The organism is Dyella flava (assembly GCF_016904955.1).
Classification (GTDB): Bacteria; Pseudomonadota; Gammaproteobacteria; order Xanthomonadales; family Rhodanobacteraceae; genus Dyella_B; species Dyella_B flava.
Genome location: NZ_JADIKE010000024.1, coordinates 53,797 through 75,186 on the forward strand (window position 1 = coordinate 53,797; position 21,390 = coordinate 75,186).

Sequence of the window (21,390 nt, forward strand, 5' to 3'; positions counted from 1 at the left end):
ATGACACATCAAACACCGCGGGAAGTCGTCGAAACGCTTCATCAATACGATGACTTGCCGTCCTTCCCAAAAATAAATATCCACTTTCTGGCGACGGCCCAGGGCAACGAACATCTTCTGAAATTTATGACCGAGAAGCCGGACGACCCAACTCGGTTCAAAGGCAAACGCATCGGGATCATCGCGACGCACGGTGTCGAAGAAACCGAAGTTTCTATTCCAAGGAAATGGTTCGAGGCGCGCAGTGCCATTTGCCACCTCGTCTCTCCCAATCACATCGAATATGCGCCGACATTCGGCATCCAGTTCCCCGAGATAGCCAAGACCCATGTCCTGGCCATCCAGTTCACCACCAATTCCGGCTGGATCCCCATCGATGCCCGCGTCGAAGAGGTGGCCGTCGACGACTACGACGCGATCTATGTGCCTGGCGGTGCATGGAATCCGGATCAGCTACGTGCCAACCACGCCGTTTTGTCCTTCCTACAAAAATTTCAAGCGACAGGTAAACCCATGGGCGCGATATGTCACGGCTCACAGGTTTTTCTCAGTGCGAAGCTGACGAAAGGCCGGAAGGCGACGGGTTACTGGCCGATGATGGAAGACATGGCCAACGCGGGGGCGACGGTGTTGGACCAACCTGTGGTGGTCGATGAGAACGTCATCACCAGTCGCTTTATTTACGACATCCCGCAATTCGTCGATGCCATTGTCGCGCAACTTCGCTGACGTCGAGCTCTGAACTCCATCAATCCGAGCCACCCACCGTCGGCGAAAGCATCGCGTCGCGTACGTCATCTCATCAGAGGAAAAGAAAGTGTCGGCCTATATCGTTGTCGAATTAACCATGAAGGATGTTGAAGCGCTCGCTCGCTATCGCGCAAGCGTCGGCCCCACGCTGAAGCGCTTCGGTGGGGAACTCTTGGTGGGTGCGGCGCCGTGGCACCTATTACATGGAAGATCTGCCTTCGAGACCGGCACGGTCCTCGTCTTCCCCAATAAGGATGCGGCATTGGCTTGGTATGACTCGCCGGAGTATCAGGCATTGGCCCCGACCCGCAACAACGCCTTCAACAGCCGATTTCGCATCCTTGGGTAGTCCGTTGCGAGATGCAGGCTTTGCCAACGTTGCCGAGGGGCTTTGCGTTTGTGCAGCCGCATCCAAGAAAGTCTGCGCGCACGTGCATGCGACTTTCCTCCGACATTTCTAACATACGCCCACGACAAGAGGCCGACTCAACAAGATCGGCACAATCGAAGGCTTAGTGCACGTTGCACAACGCGACATTCAAAATGATTGCCTTGGAAGTGAGTGAGTGTCGCGACCTTACAAAGACAAAGAAAGTCTAGTGTTCGAAGGAGATATCCATGACCCGCCTCATCGTTCTTTATAAGCAACCCAAAGATCCGGAACATTTCGAGAAGTATTACCGGGCAATTCATGGGCCGATGACCGCCAAACTGTATGGCATTGGCGACTTTAAGTATGGGCGTGTCTGTGGACTGGACGGCGGCTTCGGCGAATTTTTCTGGTATTGGTCCGGCGAATTCGAAAGCCGCCAAGCCGCCATCGACGCCATGGCGTCGCCGGCAGGCCAAGCGGGTGCTGCGGACGTGCCCAATTATTATCACGAAGATCCGCTCTTCATGTTCTTCGAAGATTAAGTTGACGTGCCCCGGTTTTGAGTAGCACGGCGATTTGAAGTCCGATCCCCCGGCCAAAGAAGATTGGGCGTGAAGAAGCGTTTTACCGATGAGCAGATCATCGGCTTCCTGCGTGAGGTGGAAGCCGGTATGCAGGTGAAGGATTTGTGCTGGCTGCATGGCTTCAGTAAAGCTTCCTATTACCTGTGGCGCAGCAAGTTCGGCGGCGTGAGCGTACCGAAAGCCGACCGGCTGAAGGACCTGGAGACAGAGAACGCGCGACTGAAGAAGTTGCTGGCCGAGCAGGTGCTTGAGAACGAGTTCATCAAGGAAGTGCTGCAAGAAAATGGTGAGTGCACCGGCCCGGTGCGAACTGATGCGGCACATGAAGGGTAGTGGCCTGAGCGAACGCCTTTCGTTGGCGATTGCCGACATGCGTGCCAGTGCATATCGCTACGTGGCGCTCCCGGATCGCTACGTGGACCAGATATTGGCTGGCTCAAGCGTCTTTTGAGACGCTCTGATCAACGAGTAGAGGATACAAAATGAAGCTTTGTCGCTTTGGAGTGGCCGGCGCTGAAAAGCCCGGTTTAATCGATGCGGAAGGACGCTTGCGTGATCTCTCTGGTATTTGTCGAGACATCGATCCGACGGTGCTGGGGCCGCAAGGGTTAACGCGACTTGCGAAGGTCGATCCGGCTTCGCTGCCAGTAGTCAACGAAAGCCAGCGTTTTGGTGTGCCATTTACAGGTACGTCCAAATACATTTGCATTGGGTTGAACTATTCAGACCACGCAGTGGAAGCCGGGCTCGCGGTGCCGTCCGAACCAATTGTCTTTCTGAAGGCCACCTCTGCGCTGTGCGGTCCGAACGACGACACGATCCAACCCTTGGGGTCGACCAAGCTCGACTGGGAGGTGGAGCTTGGTATCGTCATCGGCAGTCGTGCGAACAATGTCGCTGAAGCGGATGCGTTATCGCACGTTGCCGGATATTGCGTCCTCAATGACATCACCGAACGCGCGTTTCAGATGCAGTCGTCGCAATGGGATAAGGGTAAGGGCTGCGATAGCTTCGGACCGGTCGGATCCTGGCTGGTAACCGCCGACGAGGTCGTCGATCCGCAAAACCTTCGATTGTGGCTCGACGTCAACGGCCGCCGCAGGCAGACCGGTAATACGCGGACGATGATCTTCAGTGTGAAGACGTTGGTCTCGTATGTGAGTCGCTACATGACGTTGCTACCCGGCGACATCATCTCAACGGGTACGCCTCCGGGAGTGGGAATGTTCATCAAGCCGGAACCGGTCTGGCTCAATGTCGGCGACGAGGTCACGCTTGGCATCGAGGGGTTGGGTACACAGACACAGAAAATCGTGGCCCATTCGATCTAGCTGAAATGGCAGCAGCGCCGTCGACCTCTTGCGATGGACGGTGCCGCTGCGCATATGAGAGCAATTCAAATCGAACATCAAACCGGCGCGGTGCCAATGATTCCCTGCCGCTGTAATCGAAAGCGCCTGATCGCCTATGACCGCGAGCGCTTAACCAGTTCAGGCAATGCCACCTGAGCCGCTAAGGCTCCCACCGACTGAGTTAAGCGGCGCGCGGTACGCGTGTCCGCTTGGACGAATTGTCAGGCTTCATGCCGATCAGCTGGATGGTTGACGCCATCATTTGTCGGAACATCTAGAATGGCGAAGGGATTGATGCCTTCAAGGCAGCCAACGTTGTAGCCGTATTGCTCCGAGTTTGAACGGCGTTGATGATGCGTGTAGATGCCGCAGTTAGAGCAAAAGTAGTGCTTGGCCGTGAGTGTGTTGAACTGGTAGAGCTTGAGGTACTCCGCTCCCTTGACGATGCGGATGCCACTCAACGGCACGGATGCAAAGACAGCGCCTTTGCGCCTGCAAATGGAGCAGTCGCAACGGCGCGGATTGACGATGCCATCCGGGAGGTCCAACTCCAGCTCCACTGAGCCGCAATGGCAAGTAACCCGATGTCTGGGTTGTATAGCGACCCCACCAACTTCTTTAAGCACGATCGATTCCTCCAATGAGGCCTAACTCGAAGGTTCGCACCTATTCCGCGGCAATCTTGTCCTGCGTCTTCGTGTCGAAATCAGCGGCGTCGTGGCGCTCGTGAAGTTGCTCGGACGGATCACCGATGATGCGATTGACCTTGCGTCCGCGCTTGACGGCCGGACGTGCAAGGATGGCGTCGGCCCAGCGCTGCACGTGGCGGTAGTCCTGCACCGACAAGAACTCGGCCGCGTCGCCATAGAATCCGCCTTTGGCAAGACCGCCGTACCAAGGGAAGGTTGCGATGTCGGCGATGGTGTAGTCCGGGCCGGCGATGTACTCGCTTTCAGCCAGGCAGCGATCTAGCACGTCGAGCTGCCGCTTCACCTCCATGGCGAACCGGTCTATCGCATCTTCAATCTTGGTCGGCGCATGGGCGTAGAAGTGTCCGAAGCCGCCGCCGAGAAAAGGCGTGCTCCCTATCTGCCAGAAGAGCCACGATAAGCATTCGATGCGCGCCTGTGGCGCCGTAGGCAGGAAGGCGCCGAACTTCTCGGCAAGATAGAGAAGGATCGCGCCGGACTCGAACACACGCATTGGCACCGATCCTGAGCGGTCCACGAGCGCCGGAATCTTGGAGTTCGGGTTGATCTGCACGAAGCCGCTGCTGAACTGATCGCCCTCGCGGATGCGGATCAGCCACGCATCGTATTCGGCACCCGAATAGCCGAGCGCGAGCAGCTCTTCGAGCAGGATCGTGACCTTCTGTCCGTTCGGCGTGGCCAACGAGTAAAGCTGTAGTGGGTGTCGCCCCACTGGCAGTTCCTTCTCGTGCGTCGCGCCCGCGATGGGGCGATTGATGTTGGCAAACGTGCCGCCGCTCGGCTTGGTCCATGTCCAAACTTTCGGGGGCACGTAGTTTTGAGAATCCGTCATGTTCGTCTCCGAGAAACGCGCGTACGCGCTTCAGCCGATCAGTTCTTCGCCATCTTTTCCGATCGCGCCTTCAATGCCGACATCCACCAGTCATGGCCGTCGTGCATTGCGTTCGGCTGCTCAAGATGGAAGTTGATCGCGACGGGGCCCTTCTGAGCTTCTTCAGTGATCACACGTGTGCCACCGCGCTCGGGAATCAGCAGCCAAGCGTGATGCAGCGAGAACGTGGGCGTTTGGACGTTCCAGCCGATCTCGCGGTTTGGCTCGAATACGTCCACCGTGCTCGTGACCGGGAAGCCGAACGTCTTCCAATGGAAGGTCGCGCCTTTAGTGAGCTTCTGCTGGTCAGCATCAATGTGGACGTCTGCCGAGTTCGAGTACCAGTTCGGCCATTGCACGGCTTCGATCAAATTGGCCCAGACAATCTCGGGCGGCGCGTCGATCCAGCCCTCGTTGTGGACGAAGACATCGACGTTGTGTGGCTCCAGGCCTTTGGGCCAATGGATCAATGGCGTTGCGTGGCGGAGGTCGTCGGCAGATAAGCGGCTCGATTCCTGACCGTGCGCCGTTGAAGCGACGAGCATGGCAAGACTTGCGGCCAGCACCCATGTGTTGGTCTTCATAAAAAAACTCCATTCAATAAGTGAGACGATCGGCGCCGCGTAATCAGCGCTCTTGCCTGGAAGGTTCGTCGTTATGCGGCGCGACCAACGTCACGACGGCGGTCATGTTTTGTGCTCCAAGACCCGCGTCGATCGCTTTGCGAAACACGGTGCGCGCCGCGGCGATCATCGGTACGTCTTCAGCAGATCCTGCAGCCTCAATCGTGTAGGTGAAATCCTTCTCGATGAGGTCGACAGGGAACTGAGTTCTGAAATCGCCAGCCAGCATCGAGCTCACTAGATAATGAGCCACCGGACTCCAGACGGCGGTGCCGGCGATCGCCTGCAGCGTCCGGCCAGCATCGGCGCCCGACCGTCGCAGCATGCCAATGAGCTCCGCCAGTACGGTGACCTGCACGCCGAGCAACGCATTCGTGCTTAGCTTCACCAGCGCGCCCGAACCAAGCGGGCCAACCAGATGGACGGCGCTTCCCATCGCCTTGAGCACGGGATCGGCGCGCGCGAGCGTCGTGTCGTCGCCACCGACGAAGTAGACGAGTTGGCGCGCGTCTGCTTGAACGCGCGAACCTGAGACCGGCGCTTCCAGCAACGCTGCGCCGCGTTGCGCTATGGCGTGGCCCAGTTCCCGGATCCATCCTGGCGTAAGCGTCGAGCTTTCGATGGCGACAGCGCTCGCAGCCATGCCGGCGAGAGCGCCGTTGTCCGGATCAAGCCACACGCTACGCGAGGCACCATCGTCGCGCAGCATGGCGATGACGAAGGCAGCACCTGCCGCTGCCTCACGTGGCGTTCGCGCCTGTGTCGCGCCCGCGGCAACCAACGGCTTCGCCGCGTCTGCCGTGCGGTTCCAGACCGTGACGTCGTGGCCGGCCTTGATGAGGTGCGCGGCCATGCGCGACCCCATAGCGCCAAGCCCAAGGACAGAAATTTTGCTCATGGGAAACCTACGTTGGCGGCAAACTCATGCGGACTGCAGACGCGGCTGCGTAGCGTTTCGCGCCTCACCATTCGACAGCGATCTTGCCGAAATGGGTGCCGCTGCTCTGGTAACGGAAGGCGTCGGCCAACTGATCGAGCGAAAAGCTCCTGTCCAGGACAGGGCTTACGCCGGACTGTTCGAGCGCAGCGACATAATCCTGCTGCTGACGCCTGCTGCCCACCATCAGCCCTTGCAGGCGCGCCTGCTTGGCCATCAACTTAACGGTCGGCACGTCACCCTGTATCCCGGTCAATACGCCGATCAACGAAATGTGGCCCCCAACGCGGACCGATGCGATGGATTGGGCAAGCGTGCCGGGACCACCGGATTCAACGACATGATCGACGCCGCCTCCCGTGAGGTCTTGCACTCGCTTTCCCCAGTCCGGGACTTGGCGATAGTTGATCACGTGGTCGGCGCCAAGAGCGCGGGCACGTTCCAATTTCTCGTCAGACGACGAAGTGGCGATAACCGCCGCACCCATCATCTTCGCGATCTGCAACGCCGCGATCGAAACGCCGCCGGTGCCCAACACCAAGACGGTGTCGCCAGCTTTGATTTGCCCGTCGCCGACCAGCGCCCGCCAAGCGGTGAGGCCGGCGGTGGTAATGGTTGCGGCCTCGGCATGGCTCCAACCGCGTGGCGCGCGTGTGAAAGCCGTTGCCGGCCGTACCGAAAAGTGACTGGCGAAGCCGTCGATACCGTCACCTGGCGTATCAGTGAAAACGCCCACCGGTCCGCTGGGCAGTCCATCCTGCCATTGAGGGAAGAAGCAGGAAACGACATGGTCGCCTGGCTTGAACTCGACCACACCGTCGCCCACGGCTTCGACCATACCGGCGCCATCGGACATCATGATCCGACCGTCAACGGTCGGGATGCCGCCGTTGGCGACTAGCAGGTCGTGGAAGTTGAGCGAGGTCGCGTGGAGCGCGACACGAATCTGACCCGGCCCGGGTCGACCGGGGTCGGCGACGTCGTGGATCTCGATCCGATCCAGCCCACCGGGAGTACGAATGACGGCGGCCTTCATGACGCCTTCCTCTTGAACGCCGCGGCGACCAGACCGTCTAGCCAATCTTGATGACCATTGATCATCGCGTTGGGTTTGGTCTTGGCCAGTTCCTGGGCGGGCTTACCCTTCTGGGATTCCTGCGTGAGGATGCGCACGCGTCCACCTGGAAGATCTTCGATCAACCATGGGTGGTACATGTCAAAGCGCGTATCGCCCTCGCCACCCCAGCCATGCCAGCCAACGCGACCGGGTTTGCCGTTGGCCGGCGCGACGTACTCCAACACCTGCGCTTCCACCGGAAAGCCGAAGGTCTCGAAGTAGAAACGCATGCCTTCCTCGAGCTCCGGCCCCTTGCCGTCGTGGAAACGGATGTTCGCCGAGTTCGCATAGTAGGTCGGCCAGAGTGGGGCGTTGCTGAGGAGCGGCCAGACATCCGCCGTGCTGAGCCCCGCAACGATGACCTCGTTGGATACGAAGTTATCGGTAAAGCCGGGCGTGAAATTCGCGGGCCATAAAATCTCATTCATCATAAATAGCTCCTTCCCGGGCCGAACTGCACCCGGGGTGGTCGTGTTCGAGGGGTCTTTCCGAACAATAAGGAGCGTGCCATCATAATTCCAATCGCAATTTGCGATCTGGTACATAAGCATGCGTGATATCAGAAAACTTGATCTCAACTTGCTGCGGGCGCTTGATGCGCTCCTGGACGAGCGCAGCGTGACCAAGGCAGCTGAGCGATTGGCGTTGACGCAGCCGGCGGTAAGCGGGGTGCTGGCGAGGCTTCGCGAAAGCTTCGACGATCCGTTGTTTGTGCGTACGCAACGCGGCATCGTCCCAACACCGCGGGCGATGCAGATCGTCGGGCCGCTGAAGCAGATCTTGGGCGACGTCGAGTCACTGCTACAGCCCTCGACGTTCGAGCCATCGACTGCGGAGTTCACCATCAGCGTGGCAGCAACCGATTACGCGTTTCGCGCGGCGGTGATTCCGTTCGTCTCGAAGTTGCGGCAACTCGCGCCCGGCGTGCGCGTTGCTGCGCGACCCGTCGAAGACGATCGCGTGGAGTTGCAATTCGCACGCGGGGAAATTGATCTGGCGTTGATGACGCCCGAAGACGTACTTCCGGAACTTCACTCGCAACATTTGTTCGATGAGAGCTACGTTTGTGCACTGCGCGCCGATCATCCCGATGCGAAGGCGCAGACGCTCTCGATCGACCGCTTCTGCGCGCTGGATCATGCGCTCGTCTCCTTTGCCGGCGAGCGCTTTTGGGGCGTGACGGACGACGCGCTCGCGAGCATTGGGCGACGTCGACGTGTCGCGGTATCGGTCACCAGCTTCCTCGTGCTAACCGAGGTCCTGCTGACGACTGATCTCATAGCCATCGCACCGCGGCGTTTGGTTGCCGGTGTCGACGGGCTGGTCCTGTTCAAACCACCGATCGATATCGCGGGGTTTTCCAAGCTCGCGGTTTGGCATGAACGCACGCACTACGATCCTGGCCACCAATGGGCGCGTGCATTGTTGTTCGAGACGTGCGGTGCATTGGGTGGCGCTGAGGAGAAATCAGTACGTCGTGTACGCCGGGCCGCGTTGGGTTCGTGACGAAGAAACCTCTCATCCCGATCGTTAGTGGCTCAACGTACACATCGCTCTTCGTTTCTTTGCATGAGTAGCGGTTGCACATCGACTTCGTCGGACTGAGTCACCAGCAACGTCGAAATGCGGCAGCTTTCAGACATGGCTGATTGGTCATGATCGTAGTCCCGTAATGACTGATCTGCGCGACGCGACCACGCTGGCAGGGCGCAATGATGTTTGCCAAGATAAAATCATGACCGAGGTCAACATCCTGGATCGCCTGCCGATCGGTGTGATGAGCGTTCGCGCTGGGGCGATCGCGTTCATGAACTACACCTTGCGAAGCCTCTTCGCCGGAACCTTTGCGTCCCTGGCGGAATTGGCAGACGCCTTTCCGGGAACAGCGGGACTTGCCGACGCGCTCGCGCGCAGCGAACCGGTGTGGGTCAGCATCGGCGACGCGGTGTTCTATGTCGACGTAACCGGTCACGGGCAGGACGACGAGCTCGTCGTTTTCGTGCCCTTGAACTACATGGATCCGAAAGACCCGCAATTGCGGGAGCTGCGCGAGCTCTACACCGACTTTCAGGAGATCTTTCACAACTGCTTCGACGGTATCTATGTCGCTGATGGCAGTGGACGTTCGCTTTGGCTCAATGAGGGCTTCGAGCGCGCCTACGGACTTGAGGCCCGCGACTTCATTGGCCGCGACGTGCGCGAGCTCGAGCGGCTCGGCCACATGAAGCCGATGATCACTTGGAAAGTCATCACGACGAAGCAGCGACAGTCCGCGGTGCAACGCACCAAGGCAGGCAAAAGTGTGCTGGCGACCGGCATCCCGCTTCTCGATGAGCGCGGTAACGTCCGCAAGGTCATCATCAACTCGCGCGACTTAACCGAGCTCGTCGCCCTGCAGCAGCGGCTCAGCGAGGCCGAAGCGGATCTAGCACGCACGCGTTCCGAGCTCGCCCAGCTGCGCTTGGAAGCCGGACGCGTTGATCAGGTCACATGGTCGAGTGCCGCGATGCAGGAAGTGGTCGATCTTGGCCTTCGCCTGGCGCGCGTCGACACCACGCTGCTGATTCAAGGGGAATCGGGCGTCGGCAAGGACGTTATCGCGCGCCTGATCCACACCGAAGGAACGCGGCGGGATGGGCCTTTCGTCAAGATCAACTGCGGCGCGATTCCCACCGAACTCCTCGAATCCGAACTCTTCGGCTACGAGAGTGGCGCCTTCACGGGCGCGCGCAAAGAGGGCAAGGCAGGTCTCTTCGAGGTCGCTAATGGCGGCACGATATTCCTCGACGAGATCGGCGAAATGCCGGCTCCGTTGCAAGTCAAACTCCTGCAGGTGATCCAGGACCGGACCTTTACCCGTCTTGGTAGCACTCGCACCGTCAAAGTGGATCTCCGGCTGATTGCTGCGACTAATCGCGACCTGCGGTCGATGGTGCGCGAGCGGACATTTCGGGAGGATCTCTTCTATCGCTTGAGCGTCGTGCCCATCGATATTCCTCCACTGAGAGAGCGGCCAGAGGACATCGCCCCTCTTACTCAACGTTTCCTGCAAGAGATCAATGAGCGTTACGGCTTCACGCGTCACTTCTCTGGGGCGGTGATGGATCGTCTGCTGCGCTATGCATGGCCGGGCAACGTTCGGGAGCTGCGCAACGTTGTTGAGCGCCTTGCCGTCACTGCACGCGAGGATGAGATCGGACTCGAGACGCTACCGAGCGATCTCCTGGTCGAGAACATACGCCACGTGCCGTCGAACAAGCCGTTGAAGGCTGCCGCGCGCAGCCATGAGGTCGAAACCGTGCAAGCCACCGTTGAGCGCCTCGGCTCGATCGGTCGGGCGGCCGTGCATCTGGGCGTCAGCGAATCCACCGTGAAGAGGCGCCTGCGGGAAGGGCGAAAGCCCCCCAGCGATTGAGTGGATCACTCCATGGTCTCGGCCATTTTGACTAGGTCAAATTTGATATGACCCGGTCAAAGGTGAGCTTCTGAGCACTGCGATGCTCACCCTTATTCGCACAAATCACTGATAACGCTGGCGTTTCCTTGTGGCACGTCACTTGCGTAGCCCTGTGCGTATCGGGCAGCGAGCGCCAAAGGGGCGTTCGCCCGAGTCCCGAACGGACAACGCGCAAGGTGCGACATGACGGAAATCTTAGTGACGGATGTGCTGGTGATCGGCGAGGGCTGTGCGGGCCTAAGTGCCGCATTGGCCGCAACCGAGGAGGGCTGCGACGTGATCCTGCTCGGTGATGGCCGAGCGCCGGCCACGGCTATCTCGACCGGATTTCTGACCTACGCAGCGCATGAGGGTTTTACCCGCGACCAGCTTTTCCACGCCATGGCTGAGGTGACGGGCAAGGGTCTGTGCGACCCACTGCTTCTCCGTCGCCTTGTCGATGACGGCCCGAAGGAAATGAGCGAGGCGTTCGCGGCCTATCGCATTCCCGTTGATCGGGCCGAGCGCGGCGTGCGCGTGCGGCGGGCCGTCGGCAAAACCGGGCGTGACCTCTTGTCGGGCTTCGGGTCCGAGTACCAAGAGCGCGAGAGCGTCGAGGACATGACGGGGCTCATGATGGAGTTCTCCTCGACTCATGGCACGGCGCTCTACGCACAACTACGCAAAGCCGTGAAAGCCTCACCTCAGATCAGGCGCCTGCGGGGCAGCGCCCTCGTGCTCGAGCCTGACGCCACCGCGGTCGGCGCGCTCGTCGGCGGTAAACCCGTCACGGTGGCGGCACGCGCGATCGTCCTGGCGACCGGCGGGTTGCAGGGCCTCTACGAGTTTACCGACACCCCTGAGACGCTAACCGGTGACGGCCACGGCATGGCTGCAGAGGCGGGCGCCAAGCTCGTCGACATGGAGTTCATCCAGTTCTACCCGCTTGCCGTGCGCGAGGATGGCATCCCGCCGATCTTTCTTTACCCAGACTTCCCGAAGCTCTCGACCCTCGTCAACGACCGCGGCGAGAACTTGCTTCGCAAGCACCTCGGCGAGGCCTCCCAGTACCTCGCCGACCTGCACAATTGGGACCAGCTCTCGGCGCTCATCCAGGCCGAGATCGTCGAGGGCCGATACGTCTTCGTCGACTTCCGCAAGACCAAGCCTGCTGACTGGGCACCGGACTCGTTGACCGCCACCTTCCTGTCGAAATTCATCCCGGATTTCCGCGAACGGCCGGTGCAGGTCGCGCCCTCGTCCCACTACACGATCGGCGGCCTCAAAGTGGATGTGGATGGCCGCACGAGCCTGCCGAAGGTCTATGCGGCGGGCGAGACTGCCGGCGGCGTCCATGGTGCCTGCCGCCACGGTGGCACGGCGCTTGTCGAGGCGATCACCTTCGGCCGCATCGCTGGTCGGCACGCCGCGCAGTCGCTGAACGGCGACGCCCCCCGCACCATCGCCTCGCTACTGCCTCCCGAGCGCAAGGCCGGCGCGCTGGCGCGGGTCGCCGAAGCGATGACGAAGTTGCGCCATGCAAACCAGATGGCGCTCGGTCCCATCCGCGACCGCGCTCGCCTCGAGGACGCCGGGACGCGCCTTGCCGCGTTGCGAGAGGAGGTCCGCGGGTTCGGTTGGAGCGATTACGGCGAGATGCAGCAGGTTCTACGCGTCGAGCGCGGAATCATGCTCTCCGATTGCCTGCGCCAGGCGATGTTGCGCCGGACCGAGAGCCGCGGCACCCACGCCCGTTCGGATTTCCCACAGACGAGCGACGACTGGCTCAAGAAGCAGGTGGTGCGCGTCGTGGCCGGCAAACCGGTCTTTACGGACGCACCGCTCCAGGTCCGCGAGCCGCCGCACGGCCCTCTCGCCTCGATCAATCAACGACAGGTCCAGAAGAAACGCTCGTGACCACACCCCCTTCCACCCCGTGAAGCCTTATGAACAAGCATCTAAACGCGCTCTTCCTATCATGCCTCGTAGCAGCATCGACGACCCTGTGTGGGTGTCAGCAAACAATAGATGCCCGATGGACTACTACCAATGACAACGCTGAGCGGTGGGGGGCGCTAGTACCGACTCTTCCCATTGCGCTTTACGGTCAGCTTCCTGGTATGTCCAACGAAGAAATCGTGCGATCGATACCTAACGCGATTTCCGGCGAATCATCAAATCACGAAGCCACGTCGACGAATCGGAGCGAACTGTCGCGACGCTTTATTGCCACCATTGGCGAAAACAATCCACCTACAAGCAATGCCTATTGCGAAAACCCCATACGCGATCCATCTGATGATCGATCAATATCTTCTCCTGAGCTTATCCTCACCATTTGCGACGGTGGTCGCCTAGTCGCTTGGTCACGCACACGCATGGATCCCCATACAACATCGCCAGCCGACGTTGCATATAAAGTTAAGCGGCTCAAAAACCTTGTTCTCATCGGGATCGCGTATAGCCCTTCTCAATACACGCCAATCGAGGTCGCCAGCAGTTTTCCAAGCGGAGATTAGCGACCGTGGGAAGCTTTGAGAATTGAGCACATTTGCAATCCTTCGCTAGTTGTTCGAAATTGCATGAGAGTGCCACTGCGAGCGGGTGAGAGTTGCAACGGTCGATCATCGGCTTACGTTTTTCCAAGCATGATCGTCATCGCTAAACGACCCCAGGCGCATCGGCCAAAACTAACCTAGACTTCCGTTAGTGAACTTCCCGGTTGCACAACTTTCCCGTGGAAGGGAGCGTCCGTGCCGCAATATTGATCGGGTGCACCATTGGGGGAATGGCAATGAACGTCAAGGACAATAGGGACGCATTGGTAGAGAAGTATAAGCAAGTACGAGTTGCTGTGGATGCGGCATTTGAGCAAGCAGCGCAAGCCGTGATGTTTCATGAGACATGGCGCCCGACGGCTGAGGATGCCGATCTGGTCGAGCGCATGGGAACGTCGTTTGCAACGCACGCGTTTCAAATAACACGATGGGCACTCAGGCGAGAGCTAGTCATGGCGCTAATGAGGATGTGGGATGGAGGCCGGTCGGCCTCAAGTAACAGCCCCATGGCAACCTTAAGCATCAAACATATCTCGACTTTTCTTCGAGACAAGGATTCTTTCGACGTTCTTGCTCAGGAGCGAAGCGGGCACCTTGGCCATGAGGGCGATATGATCGCCAAGATGATTTGCGGCACCCTGCAAAGCGTATGTGATTCGGTGTTGCCACAAATCGACAAATATTTGCCTGGTGGCACTGGTCACCAGACCTTTGAGGATCTGCGCAAGCTGCGTAATAAGCGTCTCGCTCATCACGATATCGCTGGGTCGGTAGAGTTGACTGACCCCACTGATGCGGGCATCGAGGACTTTTATCGAGATACCTTAGAAATCGTTTCGCTGCTAATGCACCTGGTGAAGGGTGTTGCCTGCGACATGGGCGATACGATCAGTATTTACGCGATGTACGCCCGGTATTTTTGGGCAAGTGCACGCGGCGAACGAACTGAGGGACATCCACAATACAAGTCTTCGCCCATCGAATTCGAGCCGTTGGCTGATAAATGAAGACAGGACGACTAACGCTAGGAGATTCCAATCTAACCGCCGATGATCTCGATCAATTCGTAAGGCGGTGACTTGAATAAGCGCGAGGTCGGCATTCGAGCTAATCTAACCGGCGACTATACAGATGAGCCAAATAACCGCGACCGTACGCCTAAGGCCAATCAGGTTTGGCTTTCTGGTCCGTCCCAACGACGCCGGCGCCATCCTTGAAATCTTGCAGATCAACACTTGCCTGTGGGGCGGTCGTTTCAACCCAATCATTCCGTACTTTCAGGCCGTACCCAAATGGTGGGATAGGCGCGGCTATAACTTCGATACGGCGAAACAAATCATCAATGGCTACCTCGATCACTACGAGCCAGACTTCTTAGTCGAGGCTGAAAAAGGCTTAGCCGATGGATTCGGCTTCAATGCTAACCGTGTACTGCAACTATCAGGCCTCATAACTAGGCAGCGTGATCGTCTTTTTAAGGGTGTAGGGCTTAACGTCTATGAGCTCTATAGTGAACTTTATGAGAAGGAGTTCAAGTTCACACTTCGTCACGCACCAAAGATCAAGATTGTCGAGCCAATGGACCCGGCATTAATGGGATTTTGCGGAACTGTGTTTGGCTGCTTTCCCACGCACAAAGACTTGCGTTACATCGAGGAAGCGTACAGATACGCGTTTGATCCAACCGAAGTTGTACTAAATGCTGCGTCTCTCGCTGACCTATATAGCTCCGCGTCGCTATCTCCACTGGATATTGGTGGGGACAAGATCGAAATCCGGTACCCGGACTACGAAAGCCCAACTCTCTTCATCATGAAGGCGAATCAATCGCGCGATCTCATAGATTTTTGGAACCTGAGAACCCTCGGCGGCCGCTATCGAGCAATTCCTATAGAGTGGATCGACGAATTGCGAGACTACTGTACGAACTTCATTGAGGAATCGCACGCGCCTTCGGAGCGTGGACAAAGTAGACCCGATCAAATGGGGAGAATTTTGTACTCCCGGTCTATAACAGATTCCGAGATGGAGGGTGTCCTTCAAAAGATTCGGCCAGGGAAATCATCCACACCTCTAATCAATCAAAGCTGGTATCCCCGCATTTGGCACTCGGGAGCCGCAGAAACACGACTCCTAGCTCGGCCAATTCTCAAGGCTAAGGAGAAGACGTTCCATCTAACCTATACGGAAGAAAATACTGACATTCGCTTCGACTCCATACACCCCGACTTCGCGGACGAATACGGGAGTAGTTTTCGTTGGGCTAATGTAGTGAGTCTTCGGGATTGGAGCTTTGAGAATAAAGTCGCGACAGCCTTTCCTGTCAACTACAGAGACCCCACTTTTTCAACATTCCGTGTCGGCAAAAATAATTTTCTCGCAACGACTGAAGGCTTTGTTCTGTTTCCGTCGTACCGAAACGTTTCACATCATTGGTCTCTTTCCGATGGTTTTGACGCTATCAGTAAGTGGTTAAAAAATTCAAACATTGAAGTATCAACGTCGCCTTCTGGCAGGGTAACCCAACAGATCGTTCAGACGCTCGGTGGATTTGGTGGTGTCGGCAAAATCGCCAATGAGTCAATTGTGCGATTGCTCCAAAAAATGTCAAAGTCCACGTCAAAGAGCATGGGTCAGGGCGCCTTTTCTGGCCAAATTAAAAATGCCACTAAGTCTGATCCGTGGCTCGACGAGGCTGAAGAAAACCTAATTCGCCAAAATGCCGTAGAGCTCGGACTTGAGATCAAGTGCAGCAAATGCTCAAGTTGGAACTGGTATGCGCTGCGTGACCTTGACTACAAAGTGCAGTGCTCTCTTTGCCTGAAAGAATTCAGTTTTCCAATCCTCGAGCCAACCAATTCCTCCGTCGTTCAATGGGCGTATCGACTCGTTGGTCCCTTTGCACTACCCGATTATGCGCAGGGTGGATACGCGGCCTCACTAGCGATGCACTTCATCGCTAATGTTGCTGGAAGCAATGAAACAAAAATCACCTGGACCGCTGGAGTGGAGCTAACCCTAGGCGCGCAGAAAAAGCTGGAGGCAGATTTTATTTTATGGCGTCAACGCACGCGCACGCTCGGGGCCGACTATCCTACTGAAATCATATTCGGCGAAGCAAAGAGTTTCGGGTCCAATGTAAAGACACATACGCACTCGAAGCAATCCTTGGATAAGGATGTTTTCACAGACGACGATGTGAAACGCATGATGGCGTTGGCGCAGGCCTTCCCAGGATCGGTGCTCGTTTTTTCGACTATGAAATCCGGAGACAAGCTTAGCAAGGACGATCGAAAGCGGCTAAGACGGATTGCCGTATGGGGCCGGGAGTATGTTAAGGAAACCCGACGTACAAGGGCGCCGGTGATTGTCCTTACCGGGGCAGAACTTTTTACGACTTATTCGTTGGAAGACACTTGGAAAGCAATAGGCGGGCGTCATGAGCAATTGCTTGGCAGTCACCCCGAATTGAACAGGTTAGGAGTCCTCGCAGATCTCACTCAGCAGCTCTACTTATCCATGCCGTCTTATTCCGTTTGGGCAAACTCGAAGTTTGAAAAACGGCGAGCAAAGACCGCTAGCAATGGATCTACCTCAAAACCACGGACTTAGCCTTGGGGCCGGGCGCTCTAGACAAATTAACGGACTTGCATGCGGGGCTTGGTTGCACACACCGCTGGAAATGATCAACAAGACCGATTCAATTTGATCACAAGGCCAATGTAGATCGCTATACCGAACTGGTACAGACCGCGAAAGGTTATTTGATACGCAGCCTAGTCAATAGACGCTATCAGGTGTCTACGGAATCGGGGACGTACCAACGAGCTGGAATGAGTACACTCTGCGTTGATCAGTATGCAGAAAGCTGCTTTTGGTTCGTCACATAAGAAGACATCGGCTTCCAAGTTATCGAGCACTATGGCTTGCGCGCTTCAACTGAACATCGACACCGGTCATTCTCAAGCGCCATTCGCAGAGCTGTTCGCTAGTGCCGAATTCCGTAGCTATTTCGCGTACTGATTTGCCGTCGCGCCGCTTGAGCATCAGGGCGGCACGTGGAAGCAGGAGAGCAGCGGCAAGCCAGTCCGCTTCGGACTCTGCTTCGTCAGAATACTCACTAAGCAGGAGCAAACCCGTTGGTGACACATCCACATGAGCAGGTACGTGCTTGAGCACATAATGTGCAATTTCATGAGAGAGAGTGCTGGCTTGACGGGCGCGGCTGTGACTCGTGTTTAGCACGATCCCAACCAGGTCACCTTCCCGTAAAGTCATTCCCGACCAGCTATCGGAGTCAGTTGCTAAAAGCTGCCTTCGGCACGCGGGGGAAATTTCAAGCTGATCAATGTCCAGGATTATGACTCCCAGGCTCCTGGAATATTCCCATGGATCGAGAGGCGAAAGCGCATCGAGTCCAAGCGCTGCTCGCGCTTGTTCACTAATCCGTTCCGCCTGAGCCTTAAAACCGTGCCGCACTATTGGTTAATCAGCTTAGCGCGGGCCTGTAGTGCTCGCTGGGAGGCCAGGATCAGCTCGCCAAGGGCCGTCGCTGTCTCGGCGGAAACGGTTCTCTTCTTACGGAAGTGAGCTACTGCCTGCGGCGGACCTTGTTCGTCGGTTTCCAGGCCAAGAAACTCACGCGGGTCCCGATTCAGCCACTTACAGATCTTCGCGAAGGTGAGTAGGTCTGGCATGTGGCCGTTCTCGACTCGTGAGAGCGTTGCGGCACTAATCCCGACGTCTGTTGCGGCCGCGCGAACCCCCCGCCCTCCTCGTTTAGCAACGACGAGGCGGCCGAACTCCTCAATTGATATAGACATCGCTCTCCTCAGCAGCCTTGCGCACGGTTGCGGAAACCATTTGACCGGCGTATGGTGTCTCACATGTGAGACAAAACGCCTCTTTGGCAAGACGTCTCATTGATGGTGCAAATAACCACAATTTGTAAGACGCGTCAAGCGGAGGCGGTATGAGTAACGAACCCGATCACATTGAAAAAAAAGAAGATTTGGAGAAAGCGGTCGAACATCTCCAAAAGGCTGAAGATACCCTCAAGAGGGGCAACCCAGCGGAAAAGAAGGCTGCCGAGGAAATCGAAGAGGCTTTGGCTGATATTAAAAAAGCCGAGCACCCGGCCGCGGAATACGAGCTGGTAATCAACCGCAAGCCTTATCGCTGGCCCCGGAAATTCATTGACGGTGCGGAGATTAAACGTCTGTCCGGGAGCCCAACTGATTGGGTGGTGAACCAAATCGTCTCCGGTCCGGGCAGCGATCCGGAAATTGGAGATCACCAAGAAGTAGACCTTGACCATAAGGCACCACCCGAGGGCATCAAGCGGTTCACCACGCGCAAACCTAAGACGAGCCCGGGCGCATGGACACCCTGAATTTTCTCCCAGAGGAGGACCAGACCTTCCTCCGTGAGCGGAACATTGCTCATCAGCTGCTAACAGAGCAGGTAGCTGGTGAGGCGCGGCGGGGAATCGCTTTTTTGAACATCGAGATTCCCTCGGGCCTATGCCATCAACAGGGCGGTGCGTTGGTGGCCGGTGGATACGCGAGCGTCCTCGTATTAATTCCTAAGGGCTATTCAAAAACAAGGTTGGATAGCTGGTATGTAGACCCGCCGTTAGTCCAGGCTGACGGCAAATCCATCGATCGGGCCACCGGCTTGCAACCCTTGTTCGGAAAGGATTGGCAGTTCTGGTCAAGACATCTGACTGATCAGGAATGGCGTTCTGATGTCGATGGCCTTGAGACATATTTGCAATACATACGAGCGGGACTAAGGGACATATGACCCATTACAGCTTGCGGATGCTCGATGCCCAACTTAATCATTTAGCCGGGGAGTTACTGGGTGACGAAAAAGAAGCGGCTGCCATTGCTCTGTGTGGAAGATCCCGAGTTAGAGATCCGTGGACGGGAGAAGCGGATGAGCGCTTTATTTTGCGCGAAGTGATTTCAGTCCCTGCGCACTACTACGAGACGCGATCTACGGACGGGTTTACCTGGTCAACTACCCCATTTTATGACGCGCTAAAGCAGGCCGAGGCAAAGGAGCTTGCCGTCGCAGTATTTCATTCCCATCCGGAAGACTTACTGGAATTCTCCAAAGCAGACGATGTAGCCGAGGCCGATCTATTCCGTATCGCCTTTGATCGACTTGATAGCCGACGGCCGCACCTTTCTGTCGTCATGGGCAGGAGCAAAAGGATGACAGCAAGGGTGTATGGCCCAACGTTGAAGCCAGAACCAACCGATCAGATAGTCGTCGTAGGGGAGCGCTGGAACTTTGGAACAAAGAGGATTGACTCAATTCCTGAAGCGCTAGATCGGCAAATTAGAGCGTTTGGAGATGCGTCAACGAAGGAGCTCTCCAAGCTGAAAGTAGGCGTAGTCGGATGTGGTGGAACAGGGTCTGCCGTCGTCAGCCTCCTCACCAGAATTGGTGTCCGACAACTCGCGCTATTTGATGCTGATACAGTAGATCAGACCAACCTAAATCGCCTTCATTTGACGAATCAGGTGGATGCCTCGTTACGCCGCAATAAGGTTGATGCTGTCGCTTCTGGGTCTGCTGCTATCGGCCTCCCAATTTCCATCATTCGTATTCCACATTTTTGTGACCACGAAAAATCGCTGGAAGCACTTCGTTCTTGTGACGTGGTCTTCGGGTGCACTGACGATGATCTTGGTAGGGAAATTCTGAATCGGCTTGCCCACTTCTACTTCATTCCAGTAATTGATATGGGTTTGCTAATAGAACCGATGGAAGATGGTGGCTATTCAACGTTTGACGGTCGCGTGACGGTCGTACAACCAGGCTATCCATGTCAGACATGCCGCGGCTTGATCAGCGATCAGCAAATCTATATTGACTCTTTGCGGCGCGATCCAGAGCTACTCGAAGCGAGAAGACGGGCGGGTTACGTGCCTTTAGATAACAACCCAAGTCCGGCCGTTGTCACCTTTACAACTGAGGTTGCAACTATGGCCGTGAATGAGCTCTTTCATAGGTTGAACGGGTACCGTGGCGTAGATGAGAACTGTTCTGAGCGCGTCAGAAAGTTCAACTATCTCAAGAACGCGGATATTTTGGCGGGTGGAAAGTCGAGAGAGGAGTGCAAGCTATGCGGTCGCCGTCAGTATGACGGTCGGGGCGACATGAATCCGCTCCTGGACATGACCCTATGATACGTCTGCCTATCCAGCTCGTAGAGTGGCTCGCACGATGCGGCATATTAACTAGGCCAAATTTTCTGTATTCCAACGTCCTAGAAACTCCTTCGGTGGACGAGGTGACATCCGATCTCATCTACCATGAAATCCGCGAGGGTTACTCGAAATGGCTGCATTTGAGGTGTCCAGTATGTGGTGATCACATACAGCTTGAAAGTGCGTTGCCCAAGCCAGACTGGACGGTGACTGTAGACTGGCTTCGTCGGCCAACCATTTCTCCCTCAATTTGGGAAAGGGATAGCTGCGGAGCGCACTTCTTCGTGAGGCGCGGTTATGTAGTCTGGTGCAAATGAAAGGTGTGTGATGGGTAGGCTACGTTCGATCCGCTGATGTCATGCGTAAGGCGATCTTGCGTTGAATCCACGTAACTTAGGTAAGCGAATAGAGAAGGGGGCGATATGCTAGGGTTTATCGGAGGATGTGCATTTTCTTTGTTGCTGTATATCTTGCAGAATAATCGTAAGAAAAGAATAAAAGAAAAAATTGATGAGCTGGATCTTCATATGAGGTACATACAAAAGATAAGGAAATCGTCAGTTGAATTAAATAGAAAAGCATTTATGTGGATGTTCACGGTCCTTTTCTGCATATCGGGATCTTTGCTGCTTTCTCTTTTTGCGAAAATGTGGTCGCCGAAATTTAGTTCGGGCTTGGTGGAGACTATTTTTTCACCATTTTCCCTTGTGCTTTTGATGGGTGCCGTTATTTTTTCCGCCTCGGAAGTGATTGTTTATCATGACGTGTCAAATTTCTCTCGCGCGTTAGAGAGAATTGAAAACAAAAAGAAAAAACTCGCTGACAAGCTGAGCAATGCTTGATGGAGGCGTAAGCT

22 protein-coding genes and 1 pseudogene are annotated in these 21,390 nt (G+C 56.5%); 15 read left to right on the forward strand and 8 right to left on the reverse strand.

What is annotated here, in order from left to right; translation table 11 throughout:
* From ISP19_RS01980 to ISP19_RS02000, 5 genes and pseudogenes are all read left to right on the forward strand, one after another.
* The gene (locus ISP19_RS01980) at nucleotides 1-729 is read left to right on the forward strand and encodes a DJ-1/PfpI family protein (protein WP_204679148.1); all 729 of its coding nucleotides are present in this window, start codon (nucleotides 1-3) and stop codon (nucleotides 727-729) included.
* Between the two features lie 88 nt (nucleotides 730-817).
* Entirely contained in the window at nucleotides 818-1,099 is a 282-nt protein-coding gene (locus ISP19_RS01985; RefSeq protein WP_204679150.1) for a DUF1330 domain-containing protein, read from the forward strand.
* A 269-nt stretch (nucleotides 1,100-1,368) separates the two neighbouring features.
* The gene (locus ISP19_RS01990) at nucleotides 1,369-1,665 is read left to right on the forward strand and encodes an EthD family reductase (RefSeq protein ID WP_204679152.1); all 297 of its coding nucleotides are present in this window, start codon (nucleotides 1,369-1,371) and stop codon (nucleotides 1,663-1,665) included.
* Between the two features lie 129 nt (nucleotides 1,666-1,794).
* Nucleotides 1,795-2,128: pseudogene (locus ISP19_RS01995) on the forward strand (transposase); the annotation flags it as partial.
* A 61-nt stretch (nucleotides 2,129-2,189) separates the two neighbouring features.
* Nucleotides 2,190-3,038: a fumarylacetoacetate hydrolase family protein gene (locus ISP19_RS02000; protein WP_204679154.1), complete on the forward strand. Its 849-nt coding sequence runs from the start codon at nucleotides 2,190-2,192 to the stop codon at nucleotides 3,036-3,038.
* A 242-nt stretch (nucleotides 3,039-3,280) separates the two neighbouring features.
* Here ISP19_RS02000 and ISP19_RS02005 read toward each other — a convergent pair whose 3' ends face one another.
* The 6 genes from ISP19_RS02005 to ISP19_RS02030 form a co-directional block, all read right to left on the reverse strand.
* Nucleotides 3,281-3,685, reverse strand: coding sequence for a GFA family protein (locus ISP19_RS02005; RefSeq protein WP_379945707.1), 405 nt, complete (start codon nucleotides 3,683-3,685; stop codon nucleotides 3,281-3,283).
* Nucleotides 3,686-3,725: 40 nt separating this feature from the next.
* The gene (gene yghU / locus ISP19_RS02010; protein WP_204679156.1) at nucleotides 3,726-4,601 is read right to left on the reverse strand and encodes a glutathione-dependent disulfide-bond oxidoreductase; all 876 of its coding nucleotides are present in this window, start codon (nucleotides 4,599-4,601) and stop codon (nucleotides 3,726-3,728) included.
* A gap of 38 nt (nucleotides 4,602-4,639) precedes the next feature.
* Nucleotides 4,640-5,224: an SRPBCC family protein gene (locus ISP19_RS02015; RefSeq protein ID WP_204679158.1), complete on the reverse strand. Its 585-nt coding sequence runs from the start codon at nucleotides 5,222-5,224 to the stop codon at nucleotides 4,640-4,642.
* Nucleotides 5,225-5,267: 43 nt separating this feature from the next.
* On the reverse strand, nucleotides 5,268-6,161 hold the full coding sequence (locus tag ISP19_RS02020; RefSeq protein ID WP_275577095.1) for an NAD(P)-dependent oxidoreductase: 894 nt from the start codon (nucleotides 6,159-6,161) through the stop codon (nucleotides 5,268-5,270).
* Between the two features lie 64 nt (nucleotides 6,162-6,225).
* Nucleotides 6,226-7,236, reverse strand: a complete 1,011-nt coding sequence (locus tag ISP19_RS02025; protein ID WP_204679162.1) for a zinc-dependent alcohol dehydrogenase family protein — start codon at nucleotides 7,234-7,236, stop codon at nucleotides 6,226-6,228.
* Nucleotides 7,233-7,748, reverse strand: coding sequence for an SRPBCC family protein (locus tag ISP19_RS02030; RefSeq protein ID WP_204679164.1), 516 nt, complete (start codon nucleotides 7,746-7,748; stop codon nucleotides 7,233-7,235). Before ISP19_RS02030 ends, ISP19_RS02025 begins: the two co-directional genes overlap by 4 nt.
* 118 nt (nucleotides 7,749-7,866) lie before the next feature.
* Between ISP19_RS02030 and ISP19_RS02035 the strand changes: the two genes are divergently transcribed.
* From ISP19_RS02035 to ISP19_RS02055, 5 genes are all read left to right on the forward strand, one after another.
* The gene (locus ISP19_RS02035; RefSeq protein WP_204679166.1) at nucleotides 7,867-8,823 is read left to right on the forward strand and encodes a LysR family transcriptional regulator; all 957 of its coding nucleotides are present in this window, start codon (nucleotides 7,867-7,869) and stop codon (nucleotides 8,821-8,823) included.
* Nucleotides 8,824-8,989: 166 nt separating this feature from the next.
* Nucleotides 8,990-10,732, forward strand: a complete 1,743-nt coding sequence (locus ISP19_RS02040; protein ID WP_204679174.1) for a sigma-54 interaction domain-containing protein — start codon at nucleotides 8,990-8,992, stop codon at nucleotides 10,730-10,732.
* A 225-nt stretch (nucleotides 10,733-10,957) separates the two neighbouring features.
* Complete coding sequence (locus tag ISP19_RS02045; protein ID WP_204679176.1) at nucleotides 10,958-12,670, forward strand: FAD-binding protein; 1,713 nt, start codon at nucleotides 10,958-10,960, stop codon at nucleotides 12,668-12,670.
* Between the two features lie 877 nt (nucleotides 12,671-13,547).
* A complete protein-coding gene (locus tag ISP19_RS02050; RefSeq protein WP_204679178.1) occupies nucleotides 13,548-14,318 on the forward strand; it encodes an AbiU2 domain-containing protein in 771 nt (256 codons plus the stop codon).
* A 124-nt stretch (nucleotides 14,319-14,442) separates the two neighbouring features.
* On the forward strand, nucleotides 14,443-16,923 hold the full coding sequence (locus ISP19_RS02055) for a hypothetical protein (protein WP_204679180.1): 2,481 nt from the start codon (nucleotides 14,443-14,445) through the stop codon (nucleotides 16,921-16,923).
* 297 nt (nucleotides 16,924-17,220) lie between these two features.
* Here the strand turns inward: ISP19_RS02055 and ISP19_RS21560 are convergent, their stop codons facing one another.
* Entirely contained in the window at nucleotides 17,221-17,589 is a 369-nt protein-coding gene (locus ISP19_RS21560; protein ID WP_379945713.1) for an ImmA/IrrE family metallo-endopeptidase, read from the reverse strand.
* Between the two features lie 200 nt (nucleotides 17,590-17,789).
* Nucleotides 17,790-18,134, reverse strand: a complete 345-nt coding sequence (locus tag ISP19_RS21565) for a helix-turn-helix domain-containing protein (protein WP_204679189.1) — start codon at nucleotides 18,132-18,134, stop codon at nucleotides 17,790-17,792.
* A gap of 149 nt (nucleotides 18,135-18,283) precedes the next feature.
* Between ISP19_RS21565 and ISP19_RS02070 the strand changes: the two genes are divergently transcribed.
* From ISP19_RS02070 to ISP19_RS02085, 5 genes are all read left to right on the forward strand, one after another.
* On the forward strand, nucleotides 18,284-18,703 hold the full coding sequence (locus tag ISP19_RS02070; RefSeq protein WP_204679191.1) for a multiubiquitin domain-containing protein: 420 nt from the start codon (nucleotides 18,284-18,286) through the stop codon (nucleotides 18,701-18,703).
* Entirely contained in the window at nucleotides 18,691-19,116 is a 426-nt protein-coding gene (locus ISP19_RS02075) for an E2/UBC family protein (RefSeq protein WP_204679193.1), read from the forward strand. Before ISP19_RS02070 ends, ISP19_RS02075 begins: the two co-directional genes overlap by 13 nt.
* Nucleotides 19,113-20,513 (forward strand): ThiF family adenylyltransferase, encoded by a 1,401-nt coding sequence (locus ISP19_RS02080; protein WP_204679195.1) that lies wholly within the window; start codon nucleotides 19,113-19,115, stop codon nucleotides 20,511-20,513. The genes ISP19_RS02075 and ISP19_RS02080 overlap by 4 nt, the downstream gene beginning before the upstream one ends.
* The gene (locus tag ISP19_RS21570; RefSeq protein WP_379945716.1) at nucleotides 20,510-20,851 is read left to right on the forward strand and encodes a ubiquitination-like system serine protease family protein; all 342 of its coding nucleotides are present in this window, start codon (nucleotides 20,510-20,512) and stop codon (nucleotides 20,849-20,851) included. Before ISP19_RS02080 ends, ISP19_RS21570 begins: the two co-directional genes overlap by 4 nt.
* Nucleotides 20,852-20,956: 105 nt before the next feature.
* Nucleotides 20,957-21,376 (forward strand): hypothetical protein, encoded by a 420-nt coding sequence (locus ISP19_RS02085; RefSeq protein WP_204679203.1) that lies wholly within the window; start codon nucleotides 20,957-20,959, stop codon nucleotides 21,374-21,376.
* Nucleotides 21,377-21,390 lie beyond the last annotated feature (14 nt).